Raw genomic sequence first — 18,330 nt, forward strand, 5'->3', positions numbered from 1 at the left:
GTTATTGCATGATCCGTGCCAGCTATTAAGTCATTGATTCATAAGGAAACGGACAGGCCGGACGAGGTGTCCGGGCTGTCCGCGTGGGGGTGTCCGACCGTTCGCGGACACGTCGGTATGCGGCTTGTCGCGACCGTTATTTAAGCGGCTTCTGCTTCTGCGCGTAGGTGCCCATCACTTCACCCTTGCCGATCACGTGGCCCTGCATCGCCTGCAGCAGCTGGTCACGGTCCGCGCCCCATGGCACGTCGAGCATCTTGTCGAGCGCATACACCTGGAAGTGGTAGTGGTGCGGCCTGTCGCCCACCGGCGGCTTCGGCCCCGTGTAGCCCATCGAGCCGCGCGTGTTGCGGCCCTGGAGCACGCCTTCCGGATCGGTCAGGCGCGGCTGCTCCTGCAGGCCCTCGGGCAGGCTGGTGACGCTGGCCGGGATGTTCCAGGCCAGCCAGTGCACGAACGGCGTCATCGGTTTCGCATCCGGGTCTTCCATCACGATGGCGTAGGACTTCGCGTTCGGCACCGCTTTCCACGTCAAGGCCGGCGAGACGCCGTCGGCGTATTCGCTGTACTTCTGGTCCATCGCGCCGCCCGCCTTGAAGCTCGGCGAGCTGACCGACAGCGTGCCCTGCGACTGGGTCTCGGCACGCTTGTTCGCCAGCGGCACGTTATTGCCCTTGTTGGCCTGCTGCTGCATCGGGCCGGCAGGCGCCATGGCGGTGAGCTTGCCCGGCTTGCCGGCGCTGTGGGCGACGCGGTAGATGACGCCGTTGGCATCGTCCGCCATCAGCAGCGAACCGTCCTTGGCCCAGGCCAGGCCCACGGGACGCGCGATGTGGGTCTTGCCGCCGTCGGTCAGGAAGCCGGTGACGAAAGGTTCGACCGACTGCGCCTGGCCGTTCGCGAAGCGCACCCGCACGATTTCGTAGCCGGATGCCTGGGCGCGGTTCCAGGAGCCGCGCATGGTCACGAACGCATCGTTCGCGTATTCGGCCGGGAAGCCGCCGCGGTAGCCGAACACCATCTGCATCGGCGCGGCGTGGGCGGTGTAGCCGACCACCATCGGCTGGCTGCGTGCTTTCCACTCTTCCTTCTTGATCTCGCCGACCGGAGTGCTCTGCGGGTAGATCTCGCCGCCGGCATAGACGTGCGGCCAGCCGTACATCTTGCCCATCTCGATCTTGTTGACCTCTTCCGGCTGCTGCTCGTCGCCGAGGAAGTCGATGCCATGATCGAAGGCCCACAATTCTCCGGTCTGCGGATGCCAGTCGAAGCCGATGGTGTTGCGCAGGCCGCTGGCCCAGATGCTGCGCTGCTGGCCGTCCGGCGACAGGCGCAGGATGGTGGCGTTTTCCGGATTGCTTTCGTTGCAGGTGTTGCAGGTGCTGCCCACGGTGAGGTAGAGCATGCCGTCCGGGCCGAAGGCGATGGTGCGGTTCGGGTGCTGGCCGGAATCCGGCAGGTCGCCGACCAGCAGTTTCAGGTCGCCCAAGCGGCCGTCCGGCTTGATGTCGGCGACGAACAGTTCCTTGACGGTGACGAGGTAGAACTTGTTGTCCTTGATCGCCATGCCGTGCGCGCCGGCGCGGTTGGCGACCTCGATCGGCGCGCCGTCGGCGCGGCCGTCGCCGTTGGCGTCCTTCAGCAGCAGCACGTCGCCCTGGTCGCGGCGGCTGACGTAGATGTCGCCGTTCGGCGCCACCGTGATGATGCGCGCGTTCTTCAGGCCGGTGGCGAAGGGCGTCACCGTGAAGCCGGCGGGCGCCTTGATGCCCCGCATGCGCTCGGGCGTGGCCTCGACCTTGTTGGGCTTGAAGATGTTGGCCGTGGCCGATGCGCGCGTGCCGTCGCCCTGCTGGGCGAAGGCCGCGCTGACCGCCAGGCCGAGTACCGCTGCTGTCGCTGCGCGTTTCATTTTGGTAACTCTCCCTCGTCATGTTATATGGATGTGAAAAGGGATCGTGCCAGAGTGTCGCGCGGCGGTATGTGGGCGAACGTACGCAGCCGGTCGCGCCGGCGGGTCAGCTCACGGCGCGGCGCTCCGGTAATAGCCCGCGCGCGCGATGGCTTCCGGCGCGTTGGCGACCTCCCAGGCGATGGCGGCGATCGCCATCGCCGAATACTGCTGGGCGGAGCGGAACGGCAGCACCTTGTCGTAGGTGTCGGCGACGGTATGGTGCACCTGGCCGTAGTCGAAGTCGGTCAGCACCGAGAAGCGTGGCGTGGGGATGCCGTGCGCGGCGAAGACGATGTCGTCGCTGCCGGTGCGTCCCGCGGCGCGCTCGCGCGGCGTGTCGTCGATGCCGGCCTCGAAGGCGAAAGCCGGGTGGACGCCGCGCAGGTCCTGCTCGACGCGGGCGAACACGCTGTTCCAGGCCGACGGGATGGTCATGCCGCTGATGGCGCCGGGACGCCCGTCGCGATTGAGCATCATGACGACGCCGGGCAGGCGGACGGCGTGCTGCCGGGCGAAGGCCGATGAACCTGTCAGGCCGTTTTCTTCGGCGGCGAAGGCGGCCAGCATGATGGTGCGGCGCGGCTTGATCCCGGCGGCGGCGAGCAGGCGCATCGCTTCCAGCATGGTGGCGACGTTGGCGCCGTTGTCGGCCGCGCCGGCGGCGCCGTCGAAGCTGTCGAGGTGGGCGCCCAGCAGGACGATCTCCTCGGGTTTTTCAGCGCCAGGGATGCGGGCCATCACGTTGTGGTAGGCGACGGGCCCCGGGTAGAACCAGTTGCGGATGTCGAATTCCAGCGTCACCGCTTCGCTTGCGGCCACGCGCCGCCTGATGTCGGCGTACTGCGATTCGGCCAGCTTGATGTCGGGCAGGTTTGGCAGGGCGTCCCAGCTGGTGGGCGCGGCGGCGCCGGAGGACAGCGGTTCTTCGCCGGCCTGGATGGTGCCCAGGGCGCCGGCCTGCTCGAGCGCGCGCATGATGGCGCGCGGCTGGTGACGGTACTCGCCATCGCGCCCGCTGCCGCTGCTCAAGCCTCCGATCAGCACCCACTTGTCCCTGAACTGCGCGGCGCGCGCCTGCGCCTCGTCCAGGGTGGCCGGGCCGATGACGGCGAGGCCGTGCTGCACGCCTCTGGTGCCGGCCGTGTAGGCGGGCGTCGCGATGCGGAGCAGCTGTTCGACCGGCGCCACCATGCGCGCCGTCCACGGACCGCGGTTGAAGCCGAGCGCCACCTGGCCTGCCTCTTCCAGCTCGGCCTCGATGCCCCATTGGCGCAGCTGGCTGCGGGTCCAGGCCGCGGCGTGGGTATAGGCGTCGCTGCCGGTCATGCGGCCGCCGAAGCGGTTGCTGAGGATGTCGAGCCATTCCATCGCACGCGGTTCGGACTGGCCGAGGGCCAGCATGCGGCGCACGGCCGGATCGGCAGCGCCGGATGCGTCCATGCCGCTGAACGACGCCGGCAGCGGATCGCGGCCGGACAGGCCGGCGAGGAAGGCGGCCAGCTGTCCCTTGTCGCGGGCGGCCAGGGCCCGGTCCAGCGCGGGCGAGGCCGGCGCCGCTTGCCGGCGCAGCAGGGTGGCGTAGGCGTGCAGCACGCCGTCCATCGCGGCGTCGTCGATGGCGGCCTGCTGCTGCGCGGATTCCGGATGGCGGATCTGGAAGGCCATCGCGCTGGCGGTGTACTGGAACCTCAGTGCGTCGCGCGCCTCCGGGTGGGCGGCGCCCTTGAGCCAGGTGTAGGCGGTGCTGCCATAGTCGATGGACAGGTCGGGGATGGCCTCGACCCAGGCTTTCAGCCAGGCGCCGTCGCGCTGCATGGCCTCGCGCGGGCGCTGCTGCGCCTCCTGCGCGATGCGCAGCACGCGCGCGCGTTCTTCCGGCGTCGACGGGCCGCGTCCGGCCTCGCCCGCGGGTTCGTTCGATGGCGCGGCAGCCGGGGCGGGCAGCAGTGCGGCGAGCGGGCGCAGGTCGCGCGCGGCGACCCGGACGCCGGTCACCGGCTTGGGTTCGTCCTCGTCGGTTTCGACCAGGCGCTGGCCAACCAGCCGGTCTCCCTGTGCCTGCAAGGTCCAGCGGATGGTAACGTCGGCGACGATGTCGCGGCCATTGCGGCCGCTGGTCACGCGCTTGCCGCCGTGGGTGAAGACCGCGCCGGCGCCAGTCAGGCGGCCTTCGACCTGGCGCGCCGACGTCACGTGTCCCCGTTCGTCGAGCCAGGAGATGGTGCCGGCCAGGCCCTTGCCGCTGCGCGTGATGGTGAAGATGCCCTGGCCCATCTCGTCGGTAGTGACGCCGTTGCTGGTGCTGGCGCCGACCGCCGTCTCGAACCGCCATTGGCCGGCCAGGGTCGATGCGGCGGGGACCTGGGCGCCGGCTGCGCCGGCGGCGAAGAGGGCGAGGCAGACGGCGGCAAGCGGGCGGGTGGAGGGCATGGGCGTCCTGGTCGGATGAAGTTGACGGAGAGACGGCAGCATAGCCACCGGCATCCTTGTCGATCTTTCCATTTCCGACGAACGGCTTTCTTGGGCGACTGGATTGCGCGCCCGGCCGATAAACGGTGCTATGCGGCTTCGCGCAGCGTCCGCGCCGCCGCCACCATGTTTTCCAGCGCCGGCAGCACCTCTTCCCAGCGCCGCGTCTTGAGCCCGCAGTCCGGATTGACCCACAGCTGCGCCGGCGGAATGCGCGCGGCCGCCTTGCGCATCAGGCCGACGATCTGCGCGCGGCTCGGGACGTTCGGCGAGTGGATGTCGTAGACGCCGGGGCCGATGCCGTTCGGGTAGCGGAAGTCGTCGAATGCGCCCAGCAGCTCCATGTCCGAGCGCGAGGTCTCGATGGTGATCACGTCGGCGTCCATGGCGGCGATGGCCGCGATGATGTCGTTGAACTCCGAGTAGCACATATGGGTGTGGATCTGGGTCGCGTCGCGCACGCCGTTGGCGGCGATGCGGAAGGACTCGACCGCCCAGTCGAGATACGTATCCCAGTGCGCACGCCGCAGCGGCAAGCCTTCGCGCAGCGCGGCTTCGTCGATCTGGATGATGCGCACGCCGGCGCGTTCCAGGTCCTGCACTTCGGCGCGGATCGCCAGGGCCAGCTGGCGGCAGGTGGCGGCGCGCGGCTGGTCGTCGCGCACGAACGACCAGTTGAGCATCGTGACCGGGCCGGTGAGCATGCCCTTCATCGGCTTCTCGGTGAGCGACTGGGCGTAGGCGGTCCACTCGACCGTCATCGGGCGCGGGCGGCGCACGTCGCCGTAGAGGATGGGCGGCTTGACGCAGCGCGAGCCGTAGGACTGCACCCAGCCGTTGGCGCTGAAGGCATAGCCTTCGAGCTGCTCGCCGAAGTACTCGACCATGTCGTTGCGCTCGGCCTCGCCGTGCACGAAGACGTCCAGGCCCAGGTCTTCCTGCGCCTTGATGCAGCGCGCGATTTCGGCCTGCATGGCGGCGCGGTAGCCTTGCGCGTCGAGTTCACCGCGCTTGAATTGCTGGCGCGCCTGGCGGATGTCAAGCGTCTGCGGGAAGGAGCCGATCGTGGTGGTGGGGTAGCTGGGCAGGTTCAGCAGCGCCGCCTGTTCGGTCAGGCGCTGGGCGTGCGGGCTGGCGCGGCGGCCCAGGTCCGGCGTGATGGCGGCGACGGCCTGCGCGACCTCCGGCGAGTGCACGCGCCTGGAGGCGCGGCGGCGGTCGACCGCGGCGGCGTTCGCCAATAGCGCTTCCTGTACCTTGACCCTGCCGTGGTCGAGAGCGCAGGCCAGCAGGCGCAGTTCTTCCAGCTTCTGCACGGCGAAGGCGAGCCAGGAGCGGATTTCGGGGTCGAGATGCGTTTCGCTTTCCAGGTCCACCGGCACGTGCAGCAGCGAGCACGATGGCGCGATCCACAGGCGCTCGCCGAGCTGGCGCGCCACCGGTTCAAGCCAGGCCAGGGTGGCGTGCAGGTCGGTCTTCCAGATGTTGCGGCCGTCGACGACGCCGAGCGACAGCACCTTGCTCTCGTCCAGCAGCGCGATCGCGGCCGCGACTTCGTCCTGCGCGTTGATGGCGTCCAGGTGCAGGCCGGCCACCGGCAGGGCGCAAGCCAGCGCCAGGTTGTCGGCCAGCGGGCCGAAATAGGTGGCCAGCAGCAGCTTGGGGCCGTGGCCTTGCAGAGCGGCGTAGGCGTCCTGGCAGGCCTGGCGCCATGCCGGATCGAGGTCGGTGACGAGGGCCGGTTCGTCGACCTGCACCCAGTCGACGCCTTCCGCTTTCAACCAGTCGAGCAGCTGGGCGTACACCGGCAGCAGGGCGGGCAGCAGCGCCAGGCGCTCGCTCGCATCCTTCGACTTGCCGAGCCAGAGATAGGTGAGGGGACCGATGATCACCGGCTTGGCGCGCACGCCCAGGTCCAGCGCTTCGCGCAGCTGCTGTTGCAACCGCGTGGTGTCGAGGGCGAAGGTGGTCGATGCGTCGAACTCGGGGACGATGTAGTGGTAGTTGGTGTCGAACCACTTGGTCATCTCGCCGGCGTGCACGCAGCCGCAGGCGCTGTCACTGGCGGCGCGGCCGCGGGCGACGCGGAAGTACTGGTCGAGCGGCGTGCCGCCGTGGCTGCGGGCGCGAGCAGGGACATTCCCGAGCAGGAAGCTCGTGTCGAGCACCTGGTCGTAGAACGAAAAATCGCCGACGGGGACCAGGTCGAGCGCGGATTGCCGGGCCCAGTGGCGGGCGCGCAGCTCGGCGGCCTGGGTTTCCAGTTCGGCTGCGGTGGCGGCGCCCTGCCAATGACGCTCGAGTGCGAATTTCAGTTCGCGGCGGGCGCCGATGCGGGGGAAGCCGAGGTTGTGCGTGATGGTCATGGCAATGGTCCTGTTGATGTTGGAGCCATGATAGGTCGGACAACCCATGAATAAAATTGATATGATTTCATATATCAATCGAATTAATTCATGCATCATGATCGAGCGTATCCACCTGCTGATCCTGCGCGAAGTAGCAAGCCGCGGTTCGCTGACCGCTGCCGCCGAAGCGCTGCACCTGACCCAGTCCGCGTTGAGCCACGCGATCCGCAAGCTGGAGGGGCAGATCGGCGTCGACGTCTGGACCCGCGACGGCCGCAGCCTGCGCCCGACTCCGGCGGGCCTGTATCTACTGGCCCTGGCCAGCCGCCTGCTGCCCCAGTTCGAGCACGCCGAGCGCCTGATGAGCCAGTACGCGCAAGGCCAGCGCGGCACCCTGCGCATCGGGATGGAGTGCGCGCCCTGCTATCAATGGCTGTTGAAGGTGGTGGCGCCCTACCTGGCGGCCTGGCCGGACGTCGACGTCGACGTCAAGCAGCGCTTCCAGTTCGGCGGCATCAAGGCGCTGGAAGAATGGGAGATCGACGTGCTGGTGACGCCCGACCCGCTGCACAAGACGGGCCTTAGCTGGGTGCCGGTATTCGACTACGAGCAGGTGCTGGTGGTGGCGCGCGACCATCCGCTGGCCGGACGCGCCTACGTCGAACCCTGCGACCTGGTGGACGAAGTCCTGATCACCTACCCGGTCGACATCGACCGCCTCGACATCTACAACATGTTCTTCCTGCCCGCCGCCTGCGCGCCGCGCCAGCGCAAGACCATCGAAACCACCGACATCCTGATGCAGATGGTCGCCAGCGGCCGCGGCGTGGCGGCGCTGCCGCGCTGGCTGGTGGAGGAGTACGGCCTGCGGATGCCGGTCGTGCCGGTGCGCCTCGGGCCGAACGGGATTCCGAAACAGATCTTCCTCGGGCGGCGCGAGGACGAGACGAAGCTCGATTATCTGGACGCGTTCGTACAGCTGGCTGGCAGCGTCGGTGACAATGCTTGAGCTTTGGGGTATGGAGCGGCTGATAAGATCGCCCGATGATCCGTTCCGCATTCGCCCGCCTGTTCGACCTCGATTCAGAACCGCCCGAGCACTTCTTCACCACGGTCGAGATCGGCCGCCTGCAAAGCGTCACCCACGACCCGCGCCGCGCGCTCGACGAGCAGACCTGGCGCGACCTGCTGCTGGAAACCTATGAGGAACGCCTGGCGCAAGGCAGCAGCATCTACGGCCGCCAGCTGCTGCACCGCCGCCTGCGCGACGGCCTGGACGATGCCGACTGCGCGGCGCTGGGCGAGCGCCTGCGCGCCCTGGCGGACGATCCGGCCCGGCTGGATGCCTTGACAACGGCGCTACGGCCGCTGCGCCATGCCGGCCTTGAGGTCGCCGGCCTGCTGTTCGAGGACACGCTGCCGCCACGGCCAGCCTGGGCCTACTTCACCTGGGTGCTGCCGTTCCTGCTGCTCGTCTCGCTCGGCCTGCTGGCCACCCAGCCGCTCGGCTGGCTCGCGACCATCGCGGCGCTGGCGCCGTTGATGGCGCTGCAGATCAGTTATCACCGCCGCCTCGAGATGTGGAAGAACACGCTGGACAGCCTGAACGCGCTGCTATCGGCGAGCGGCAAGCTGGCGCTGCTGGGCGGACCGCTGCTCGATCCCTTCGTCGCGATGCAGCGGGAAACCACGCGCCTGCACAAGCGCCTGGCGCGCTCGCTCCTGCTGCGCGCGATTCCGCTCGCCGAGCCCTATCTCAACTGGTTCGGCGCCTACAACGTGGGCCGCTACTGGAAGACCATCCGCAGCGTCGAGACGGCGCGCGGCTTCCTGCGCACGCTGTACCTGGAGGCCGCGACGCTGGAGGCCGATGTCGCGCTGGCGCGTCACTTGCGCGAGCGCGGCGGCTGGTGCTGGGCCGAGCGCGGCCCGGCGCGCCGGCTGGTGCTGGAAGAGGGCACGCATCCGCTGATGGACAAGCCCAGCGCCTTGTCCGTCACGCTGGACGGCCGCGGCGCCTTCATCTCGGGCCAGAACGCGTCGGGCAAGAGCACGTTTCTGCGCATGGTCGGCCTGAACCTGGTGGCGGCGCGCGCCTTCGGCTTCTGCTATGCGAAGTCCGCGCGCCTGCCGGCCGTGCCGGTGCGCGCCAGCATGCAGAACGAGGATTCGCTGCTGGGCGGCGAGAGTTTATATATGTCGGAACTGCGCCGCGCGCGCGAACTGCTGCAGGCCGACGTGGCCGGCGTCTGCCTGATCGACGAAGTCTTCCGCGGCACCAACCACCTGGAGTCGGTGTCGGCCGCCGGCGCAGTGCTGGAACGTTTATCCAGGCGTGACCTGGTGCTGGTGTCCTCGCACAACCTGGTACTGGCGCGCATCCTGGCAGCGGAGTTCGACCCGCTGCGCATTGACACCGGCAGCGGACGGCCAGTGCTCGCACCGGGCGTGCTGCGCGACCCGAACGGCATCGCGCTGTTGGCCACGCAAGGCTTCGGTCCCGAGATCGAGGGCAGGGCGGCGGAGGTGGCGCGCTGGCTCAGTGCCCACCTGGCCGAGCAGGCAAGCGCTACTGACGCCTGAGCGGCTTGCCGTTGGCGATCACCTCGCGGCAATCGCCCTTCATGGTCGCATCGTCGTAGTCGGTCCAGCCCCAGCTGTCGACATAGCGCTTGTGGCGCTTCAACGAAGGATGGACGAAGCTCCAGTCCAGCCGCTCGCCGGGATAGCGGATGTCCGCCATGTCCAGCACCGTGTGGAACATGTTCTCGGTCGAGAGCCGGAATGTACGGTGCTTGCGCAGCTGGTCGACCTTGTCCGGGAAGCGCTCGCCGTAGGCATCCGAATACCAGACGAAAGCCGGCACGTGGAATTCGTACTGCGTGTTATGCCCGTGGAAGGCGATCTTGCACGACTTGTCGTACAGTGTCTGGCCATGGTCCGCCACATACAAGAGCGACGACGGCAGGCTTGATTCCTTCAGCAGCCCGATCACGTTCGACAGGAACCAGTCGGTATAGAGAATCGCGCTGTCGTAGCTGTTGTTCATCTGCGGCTCGATGCGCACGTCGGTGTAGTCCGGCTTTTCAAGCGACAGCAGCGACGGCTGCCAGCGGTCGAATTCCTTCGGATAGCGGTGGCCGTAGTTCCAGTGGCTGCCCAGGGTATGCAGCACCACCAGCACCTTCTGCGCCGGATCGGCGATCGCACGCCGCAGCGGGTCCAGCAGCACCGCATCGTGGTTCGACGCATCCGAGAAGCCGCCCAGGTTCAGGAACTGGACGTCGTCCGCCTCTTTCGCGAACACCGACACCGGCGTGTCGAACTTGCCGAACGAGACCTGGTTCGAGATCCAGAAGGTCTTGAAGCCGGCTTCCTTGAACGCCGACAGGAAGGACTTCTCCGTGAAGCCATCCTTCAGGCTCTGCATCGCGGGCTTGCGCGAAATGATGACCGGCACCGACAGCCGCGTGGCCGACACCGGGGTGATCACGTCCTTCAGCATCACCAGGTTCTCTTCACGCGCGAGCAGGGGATTGGTGTCGCGGACGTAGCCGTTCAGGCTCCAGCGGTCGTAGCGCGAGGATTCGCCGATCACGACCACCACGACTTGCGGGCCATGTTCCGGCCCGGCCTGGGCAGCGCCGAAGCGAAAAGACGCGCTGCGCCGGTTCAGCTCCGCGAGATAAATGCGCTCCTTGTAGAAGTCGACGCCGCGCATCGTCAATCCGAAGGGCCAGGAGCGGGCCACGACGGCGCGTTCAACGGGGAGCGAAGGCAGGCCCAGTTTGCCGCCGAACGCCACCGCCGCGGCGCCGAGGGCGAGCACCGCCAGCACGACCCAGCGCGAGCGGTCGTCCCAATCCAGTTCGCGCGTACGCCAGGCCACCACCCAGGTCGAGCCGAACCACAGCAGCACCGCGAGCAGGACCGCACCCAGCAGCCAGGCTTTCCCGCCCAGGAATTCCAGCGCCTCGCTGGGGCTGGTCTCGGTGATGATGCCCAGGTGGTGGGTCGAAATGCCCTGGCCGTAATAGGTCAGCAGATAGAGTTCGGTCGGCAGCGCCAGGAAGGCCGGCAGCAGCAGGAGATGAAACCAGGCCGGCCGCTTGCACAGGGCCCAGACCGCGATCCAGGCGCATAGTCCGGTGCCGAGCAATTGCCAGCCATCGTCCTCCTGCGGACCCACGAGACGGGCGATGAAGGGCATGCTGGAGAGCAGCGCATAGCTCAGCAGCAGGTACAGGGTGGCGGGGCGCAGCGGACGGGACATCGACGCGGGTAATGGGCGAAATCGCCTATTATCTCGTCTTTATCGCAGGAAATGCGATCTTTTGCTGGGCTCGCCAAGCGGCCATATGCCCATTTTTGTAGCAAGCTTGCCACATCCACCACGGTAAACCGCCGTTTACCCCGACGAGGGCCTTGACGAGACGGCAAAGCGGTTGACCCTCGCCCATATCGGGTCTATACTCGCAGGTTCTCGATTTATTCTGCACGTGGTATACGCATTCGCAGCCGCTCCTTTTGTTGAGTGGCTTTCGTCGCCTCCGCTATGCGCAAGAAACCGGGACTAGGTTTCAGTCCCCGGTCCAAGACAGCATCGGCCCGGGTCATCAACGTAGTAACTTTGTTGGATTTTTGAACGATGCCAACCATCAATCAACTGATTCGCAAGCCGCGTGAAGCCGCGGTTGTGAAGAGCAAGTCGCCGGCACTGGAAAACTGCCCGCAAAAGCGCGGTGTTTGCACCCGTGTCTACACCACGACCCCGAAGAAGCCGAACTCGGCACTGCGTAAGGTCGCTAAAGTTCGCCTGACCAACGGTTTCGAAGTCATTTCGTACATCGGCGGTGAAGGCCACAACCTGCAAGAGCACAGCGTCGTCCTGATCCGCGGCGGCCGTGTGAAAGACTTGCCGGGTGTGCGTTACCACATGGTCCGCGGCGCGCTGGATACCCAGGGCGTGAAAGACCGTAAGCAAGCTCGCTCGAAGTACGGTGCGAAGCGCGCTAAAGCAGGCGCCAAGAAGTAATTCTCGGACTGTAATCCTGCGGCCCTGTCACAGACAGGTCACATTGAAAAGTTAAGTTGAGCCGGCCGGAAGGCCGAGTAAGTGAAAGATCATGAGGGTCTTTCGCGAGTGCGGATCCCGCACTCAACTGAAGATAGGAAGGAATTGAAATGCCACGTCGTCGTGAAGTACCCAAGCGCGAAATCCTGCCGGATCCAAAATTCGGCAACACCGATGTCGCCAAGTTCGTCAACGTCCTGATGCTGTCCGGTAAAAAATCGGTCGCTGAAAACATCATCTACGGTGCGTTCGAATACATCCAGTCCAAATCGGGCAAAGACCCGCTGGAAGTGTTCACGACCGCGATCAACAACGCCAAGCCGCTGGTGGAAGTCAAGTCCCGCCGTGTCGGTGGCGCCAACTATCAGGTGCCAGTGGAAGTTCGTCCGGTTCGTCGTATGGCGCTGTCCATGCGTTGGTTGCGCGAAGCCGCAAACAAGCGCAGCGAAAAATCCATGCCGCAACGCCTGGGTGGTGAACTGATGGAAGCCGCGGAAATGCGCGGCGGCGCGATGAAGCGCCGTGACGAAGTGCACCGTATGGCAGAAGCGAACAAGGCGTTCTCGCACTTCCGCTTCTAAGCATCTCGCAGTATCTGTTGTTCAGGCCGGGCGCGTTTTGATCTCAAAATGTTGCCCGGTTTTGTCCATTCAAAGATTTAGGAAAAATTATGGCACGCACTACCCCCATTGAGCGCTACCGCAACATCGGTATTTCCGCTCACATCGACGCCGGTAAAACGACCACCACCGAGCGCATCCTGTTCTACACGGGTGTGAACCACAAGATCGGTGAAGTGCACGACGGCGCCGCCACCATGGACTGGATGGAGCAGGAGCAGGAACGCGGCATTACCATTACCTCGGCAGCGACGACCTGCTTCTGGAAAGGTATGGCCAACAACTTCGAGCCGCACCGCTTCAACATCATCGATACCCCGGGCCACGTCGACTTCACCATCGAAGTGGAACGTTCGATGCGCGTGCTGGACGGCGCCTGCATGGTCTACTGCGCAGTCGGCGGCGTGCAGCCGCAGTCGGAAACCGTGTGGCGTCAGGCTAACAAGTACAAAGTCCCGCGTCTGGCCTTCGTCAACAAGATGGACCGTACCGGTGCGAACTTCTTCAAGGTGTACGAGCAGATGCGCGCCCGCCTGAAGGCCAACCCGATTCCGCTGCAGATCCCGATCGGCGCCGAAGACAACTTCAAGGGCGTGGTCGACCTGGTCAAGATGAAGGCGATCCTGTGGGATGACGCTTCGCAGGGCATGAAGTTCGACTACGTCGACGTGCCGGCCGAGCTGGTCGATTCGGCCAACGAGTGGCGCGAAAAGCTGGTCGAAACCGCCGCGGAAGCGTCGGAAGACCTGATGAACAAGTACCTGGAAGAAGGCGACCTGTCGGAAGCCGAGATCAAGAAGGCGCTGCGCGAGCGCACCATCAACGGCGAAATCGTCCCGATGATGTGCGGCACCGCATTCAAGAACAAGGGCGTGCAGGCAATGCTGGACGCGGTCATCGAATACCTGCCGTCGCCAGTGGACATCCCGCCGGTCGGTGGCACCGATGAAGACGACCAGCCGGTCACCCGCAAGGCCGACGACAGCGAGAAGTTCGCTGCGCTGGCATTCAAGATCATGACCGACCCGTTCGTCGGCCAGCTGATCTTCTTCCGCGTGTACTCGGGCGTCATCAATTCGGGCGATACCGTCTACAACCCGATCAAGGGCAAGAAGGAACGCGTCGGCCGTATTCTGCAGATGCACGCGAACCAGCGCGAAGAGATCAAGGAAGTCCGCGCGGGCGACATCGCCGCAGCAGTCGGCCTGAAAGAAGCAACCACCGGCGAGACCCTGTGCGATCCGTCGGCCCCGATCATCCTCGAAAAGATGGTGTTCCCGGAGCCGGTCATCCAGCAGGCAGTCGAGCCGAAGACCAAGGCTGACCAGGAAAAGATGGGCCTGGCACTGAACCGTCTGGCTCAGGAAGACCCGTCGTTCCGCGTGCGTACCGACGAAGAGTCGGGCCAGACCATCATCGGTGGTATGGGCGAGCTGCACCTGGAAATTATCGTTGACCGCATGAAGCGTGAGTTCAACGTGGAAGCGACCGTCGGCAAGCCGCAGGTCGCCTACCGCGAAACCATCCGCAAGGCAGTCACCGACGTCGAAGGCAAGTTCGTCAAGCAGTCGGGCGGTCGCGGCCAGTACGGTCACGCTGTCCTGTCGATCGAGCCGCAAGAGCCGGGCAAGGGCTTCGAATTCGTCGACGCCATCAAGGGCGGTGTGGTTCCTCGCGAATACATCCCGGCAGTCGAGAAGGGTGTGCGCGAAACCCTGACCGCCGGCGTGCTGGCTGGTTACCCGGTGGTGGACGTGAAAGTCACCCTGACCTTCGGTTCGTACCACGACGTCGACTCGAACGAAAACGCGTTCCGCATGGCGGGCTCGATGGCGTTCAAGGACGGCTGCCGTAAGGCGAATCCGGTCATCCTCGAGCCGATGATGGCCGTGGAAGTGGAAACGCCGGAAGACTACGCCGGTTCCGTGATGGGCGACCTGTCGTCCCGCCGCGGTATGGTGCAGGGCATGGACGAAATCCCGGGCGGCGGCGGCAAGATCATCAAGGCCGAAGTCCCGCTGTCGGAAATGTTCGGTTACTCGACCTCGCTGCGTTCGGCGACCCAGGGCCGTGCGACCTACACGATGGAGTTCAAGCACTATTCGGAAGCTCCGAAGCACGTGATCGACGCGATCGTCACCGCGAAAGCCAAGTAATACAAGACCGGAGACGGGGTCCATGTGGGTCTCGTCTCCAAGCAAGCTAAAAACAAATAAACGTTTCTTTTAAAGGAAGATAGGAAATGGCAAAGGAAAAATTCGAACGGACCAAGCCGCACGTCAACGTCGGCACCATCGGTCACGTTGACCACGGCAAAACCACCCTGACGGCTGCAATCGCAACCGTTCTGTCGAAGAAGTTCGGCGGCGAAGCCAAGGCCTACGACCAGATCGACGCGGCTCCGGAAGAAAAAGCACGCGGCATCACCATCAACACCGCGCACGTCGAATACGAAACCGCGAACCGTCACTACGCGCACGTCGACTGCCCGGGCCACGCCGACTACATCAAGAACATGATTACCGGTGCTGCGCAGATGGACGGCGCGATCCTGGTGTGCTCGGCCGCTGACGGCCCGATGCCGCAGACCCGCGAGCACATCCTGCTGGCGCGTCAGGTTGGCGTTCCGTACATCATCGTGTTCCTGAACAAGTGCGACCTGGTCGACGACGCGGAACTGCTGGAACTGGTCGAAATGGAAGTGCGTGAGCTCCTGTCGAAGTACGAGTTCCCAGGCGACGACCTGCCGATCATCAAAGGTTCGGCACGTATGGCGCTGGAAGGCCAGCCGGGCGAAATGGGCGAAGAGTGCATCGAGCGCCTGGCCGAAGCCCTGGACAGCTACATCCCGACCCCGGAACGTGCCGTCGACGGCGCCTTCCTGATGCCGGTGGAAGACGTGTTCTCGATCTCGGGCCGCGGTACCGTGGTGACCGGTCGTGTCGAGCGCGGCATCATCAAGGTCGGCGAAGAGATCGAAATCGTCGGTATCATCGACACCGTGAAGACCACCTGCACCGGCGTGGAAATGTTCCGCAAGCTGCTGGACCAGGGTCAAGCTGGCGACAACGTCGGCCTGCTGCTGCGCGGCACCAAGCGTGAAGACGTCCAGCGTGGCCAGGTCCTGGCCAAGCCGGGCTCGATCAAGCCGCACACCGACTTCACCGGCGAAGTGTACGTCCTGTCGAAAGACGAAGGCGGCCGTCACACCCCGTTCTTCAACAACTACCGTCCGCAGTTCTACTTCCGTACGACTGACGTGACCGGTTCGATCGTGCTGCCGGCTGACAAAGAAATGGTCATGCCAGGCGACAACGTGTCGATCACCGTCAAGCTGATCGCTCCGATCGCGATGGAAGAAGGTCTGCGCTTCGCAATCCGCGAAGGCGGCCGTACCGTCGGCGCCGGCGTGGTGGCAAAGATCATCGCCTAATTTCGGTTAGCGAGATCCGCCCGGGGACGCCCAGCCCTTGCAAGGGCTGGGCGCTATGCGGGCACGGGACATGTCCCGTGAATTCCCCGCAACGCTCCCTCGGGCACAACAATGGGGACAGGCTTTTTCGGCCTGTCCCCATGTTTATGAAGGGGAAGGGTGATATACTCCCGCCTCTTGAGCAGTACCGAAGCACCTTTCACACATTGCCGGCGTCAAGCCGGAACGTTCTTTTAAAGGAAATAGCATGTCCGCTCCGAACCAGAAAATCCGCATCCGCCTGAAAGCGTTCGACTACAAGCTGATCGACCAGTCCGCCCTGGAAATCGTCGACACCGCCAAGCGCACCGGCGCAGTGGTCAAGGGCCCGGTCCCGCTGCCGACCCGCATCCAGCGTTTCGACATCCTGCGTTCGCCGCACGTCAACAAGACCTCGCGCGACCAGTTCGAAATCCGCACCCACCAGCGCCTGATGGACATCGTTGATCCGACCGACAAGACCGTCGATGCACTGATGAAGCTGGACCTGCCGGCTGGCGTCGACGTCGAAATCAAGCTGCAGTAATTCCATTCCCGCCGGCGGAGCGATCCGCCAGGGAAAAGAAGGCCGGGAATCCGCGAGGGTTTCCGGCCTTTGTCTTTGATGGCTTACTGAAACAGTGCGTGGAGGACCGGCGCCAGTTGGCCGCCCAGCACCACGACGGCGCCGAGCAGCAGCACGGCCAGGGCGTAGCGGCCGAGCCAGCCGACCATGGTCGGATGGCGCGACATATGCGTGAAATGCGAGCGGATGGTGGCCGAAGTGAGGCGCGTGGCATCGTCCGGCAGGTGATCGAAGTTCGACATGGGGCCTCCGTGCAAAAGCCTATTGTCGAACTCGCTGCAGCTGGGCTTTTGAGCTACCACAATAGCCGACGCAGCTTGGTGGGGAGGATTCTTACGCGGCACTTAAGCTAATAGGCGTGGCAGGCAGCTTATGCAGGCCACATTGTCCGTGCAGGGCCCACGTGGTGTAATCGACACGATCACCATCACACGCTTATCGGATGCCCCAGCTTCACATGCCACGACGGTTCGGCACTGGCCTGTCCATCGTCCTCGCCCACCTCGTCCTCGTCGCCGCACTGCTTCACCACGCGAATCGTCCCCGGCTCGAGGATACCGGTCCGGTCGAATACATGCGCTACATCGTGGTGCCGAGACCGGCCGCGCCGGTAGTGGCGGAGCGCGCGGCGCCCATTACGACCCCGCCGCTACGCCGCAGCCGCCCGGCTGCGATAAGGAGCGAGGCGCAGCCGGCCATGACAATCGTCTCCCCAGCCGAACCGGCAGCAAGGCAGGCGCCGACAGAAGTCGCAGCGCCGTCCGCCTCACCATCGCCAAAGCTCGACATGGCCGCCCTGCGCGCCGACGCCCGCCGCGCCAGCAAGGACTACGCGCCGGAGCCGTTCGAACAGGTGCGGGCCGCCGAGAGCCGGCTGGAGGCCGAGAAGAGGGATCTGGGCCGCGCCATCGCCAACACCAAGCGGCCGCCGTGCACCAAGAAGTACAGCGGCGGAGAGAAGCTCAACCTGATCGCCCTGATTCCGCTGGCGATCGACACCATCACCGATACGGGTTGCAAGTGGTGAACTCGGGCTAGTGATCTCGCAGACATATTTTGTACCGGTTTGATTAACGATCGTATCGAATGACGATGCAATTACGTATCGCTTTCGTTTGCAATCGTATCGATAATCGATACAAGCAGATCCAGGTACAATGAAGCTCCCACATCGCGTTTCACTCGCAGACGCACTTTTTACCAAGACGACCAAGGCGGTGATCGCGCGTCTGTTCACTCGACCAGAACAATCCTGGCATTTGAGAGAGCTGGCGCGTGCTGCCAACGTGTCTCCCACAATGTTAAGCAAGGAAATCACTACGCTCGCAATGGCAGGCATCGTACTGGACGAACGCGATGGAAACAGGCGACGTGTGAGAGCCAACAGCGACTGTCCAATCTTCGATGAGCTCAAGGGAATTGCGCGCAAAACAGCCGGGTTGGCTGACACGATTCAGGAAGCACTTTCCCAGATTGCGGGAATCGAATGTGCTTTTATCTTCGGATCCGTGGCACGGGGTGAAGAGAGGCCAGGGAGCGACGTCGATGTATGTGTCATCGGTTCGGCAAGAAACCGCGAAGTCATGTCAGCCATGGCAGCGATCGAAGAAACGGTCGGCCGTCCTGTGAGCTGCATCGTCTATACTTCAGACGAGATTCGGAAAAAAATTGTTGATGAAAACGCCTTCGTGTCCAGAATGCTGGCAGCGGAAAAGATTTTCGTCATAGGAGGCAAGGATGAGCTCAAGCGATCAACTCGCCAACTTGCAGAGCAGGGGACTCGTCTCTCCCTATGAGGCTGACCTGATCGAGATCAAAGCCCATATCG

14 protein-coding genes are annotated in these 18,330 nt (G+C 64.7%); 9 read left to right on the forward strand and 5 right to left on the reverse strand.

Features of this window, described 5'->3' with window-relative positions; translation table 11 throughout:
• Positions 1-136: 136 nt before the first annotated feature.
• The 3 genes from LQ564_RS11475 to metE form a co-directional block, all read right to left on the reverse strand.
• On the reverse strand, positions 137-1,912 hold the full coding sequence (locus tag LQ564_RS11475) for a YbhB/YbcL family Raf kinase inhibitor-like protein (protein ID WP_231058249.1): 1,776 nt from the start codon (positions 1,910-1,912) through the stop codon (positions 137-139).
• Positions 1,913-2,023: 111 nt separating this feature from the next.
• Positions 2,024-4,384 (reverse strand): M28 family metallopeptidase, encoded by a 2,361-nt coding sequence (locus LQ564_RS11480; protein ID WP_231058250.1) that lies wholly within the window; start codon positions 4,382-4,384, stop codon positions 2,024-2,026.
• 128 nt (positions 4,385-4,512) lie between these two features.
• A complete protein-coding gene (metE, locus tag LQ564_RS11485; protein WP_231058251.1) occupies positions 4,513-6,789 on the reverse strand; it encodes a 5-methyltetrahydropteroyltriglutamate--homocysteine S-methyltransferase in 2,277 nt (758 codons plus the stop codon).
• A 97-nt stretch (positions 6,790-6,886) separates the two neighbouring features.
• Between metE and LQ564_RS11490 the strand changes: the two genes are divergently transcribed.
• Positions 6,887-7,780 (forward strand): LysR family transcriptional regulator, encoded by an 894-nt coding sequence (locus LQ564_RS11490; RefSeq protein WP_231058252.1) that lies wholly within the window; start codon positions 6,887-6,889, stop codon positions 7,778-7,780.
• 35 nt (positions 7,781-7,815) lie between these two features.
• Positions 7,816-9,354: a MutS-related protein gene (locus tag LQ564_RS11495; RefSeq protein WP_231058253.1), complete on the forward strand. Its 1,539-nt coding sequence runs from the start codon at positions 7,816-7,818 to the stop codon at positions 9,352-9,354.
• Here the strand turns inward: LQ564_RS11495 and LQ564_RS11500 are convergent.
• On the reverse strand, positions 9,341-11,044 hold the full coding sequence (locus tag LQ564_RS11500) for a phosphoethanolamine transferase (RefSeq protein ID WP_231058254.1): 1,704 nt from the start codon (positions 11,042-11,044) through the stop codon (positions 9,341-9,343). The genes LQ564_RS11495 and LQ564_RS11500 overlap by 14 nt on opposite strands.
• 375 nt (positions 11,045-11,419) lie before the next feature.
• On the opposite strand from LQ564_RS11500, the gene rpsL reads away from it, so the two are divergent.
• The 5 genes from rpsL (at position 11,420) to rpsJ (ending at position 16,463) form a co-directional block, all read left to right on the forward strand.
• Positions 11,420-11,806, forward strand: coding sequence for a 30S ribosomal protein S12 (gene rpsL, locus LQ564_RS11505; RefSeq protein ID WP_027867278.1), 387 nt, complete (start codon positions 11,420-11,422; stop codon positions 11,804-11,806).
• A 149-nt stretch (positions 11,807-11,955) separates the two neighbouring features.
• A complete protein-coding gene (gene rpsG / locus LQ564_RS11510; RefSeq protein WP_231058255.1) occupies positions 11,956-12,426 on the forward strand; it encodes a 30S ribosomal protein S7 in 471 nt (156 codons plus the stop codon).
• Between the two features lie 89 nt (positions 12,427-12,515).
• Positions 12,516-14,621 carry an elongation factor G gene (gene fusA, locus LQ564_RS11515; RefSeq protein ID WP_231058256.1) on the forward strand — a complete coding sequence of 702 codons (2,106 nt, stop codon included), beginning with the start codon at positions 12,516-12,518 and terminating at the stop codon, positions 14,619-14,621.
• Positions 14,622-14,707: 86 nt separating this feature from the next.
• On the forward strand, positions 14,708-15,898 hold the full coding sequence (tuf, locus tag LQ564_RS11520; protein ID WP_231058184.1) for an elongation factor Tu: 1,191 nt from the start codon (positions 14,708-14,710) through the stop codon (positions 15,896-15,898).
• A 247-nt stretch (positions 15,899-16,145) separates the two neighbouring features.
• Positions 16,146-16,463 carry a 30S ribosomal protein S10 gene (gene rpsJ, locus LQ564_RS11525; protein ID WP_036209000.1) on the forward strand — a complete coding sequence of 106 codons (318 nt, stop codon included), beginning with the start codon at positions 16,146-16,148 and terminating at the stop codon, positions 16,461-16,463.
• 83 nt (positions 16,464-16,546) lie between these two features.
• On the opposite strand, the gene LQ564_RS11530 is transcribed toward rpsJ, so the two are convergent.
• On the reverse strand, positions 16,547-16,744 hold the full coding sequence (locus tag LQ564_RS11530) for a hypothetical protein (protein WP_231058257.1): 198 nt from the start codon (positions 16,742-16,744) through the stop codon (positions 16,547-16,549).
• A 455-nt stretch (positions 16,745-17,199) separates the two neighbouring features.
• Between LQ564_RS11530 and LQ564_RS11535 the strand changes: the two genes are divergently transcribed.
• On the forward strand, positions 17,200-17,529 hold the full coding sequence (locus LQ564_RS11535) for a hypothetical protein (protein ID WP_231058258.1): 330 nt from the start codon (positions 17,200-17,202) through the stop codon (positions 17,527-17,529).
• A 130-nt stretch (positions 17,530-17,659) separates the two neighbouring features.
• Complete coding sequence (locus LQ564_RS11540; protein WP_231058259.1) at positions 17,660-18,298, forward strand: nucleotidyltransferase domain-containing protein; 639 nt, start codon at positions 17,660-17,662, stop codon at positions 18,296-18,298.
• Positions 18,299-18,330 lie beyond the last annotated feature (32 nt).

Source organism: Massilia phyllostachyos (assembly GCF_021044825.1).
Lineage (GTDB): Bacteria > Pseudomonadota > Gammaproteobacteria > Burkholderiales > Burkholderiaceae_D > Telluria > Telluria phyllostachyos.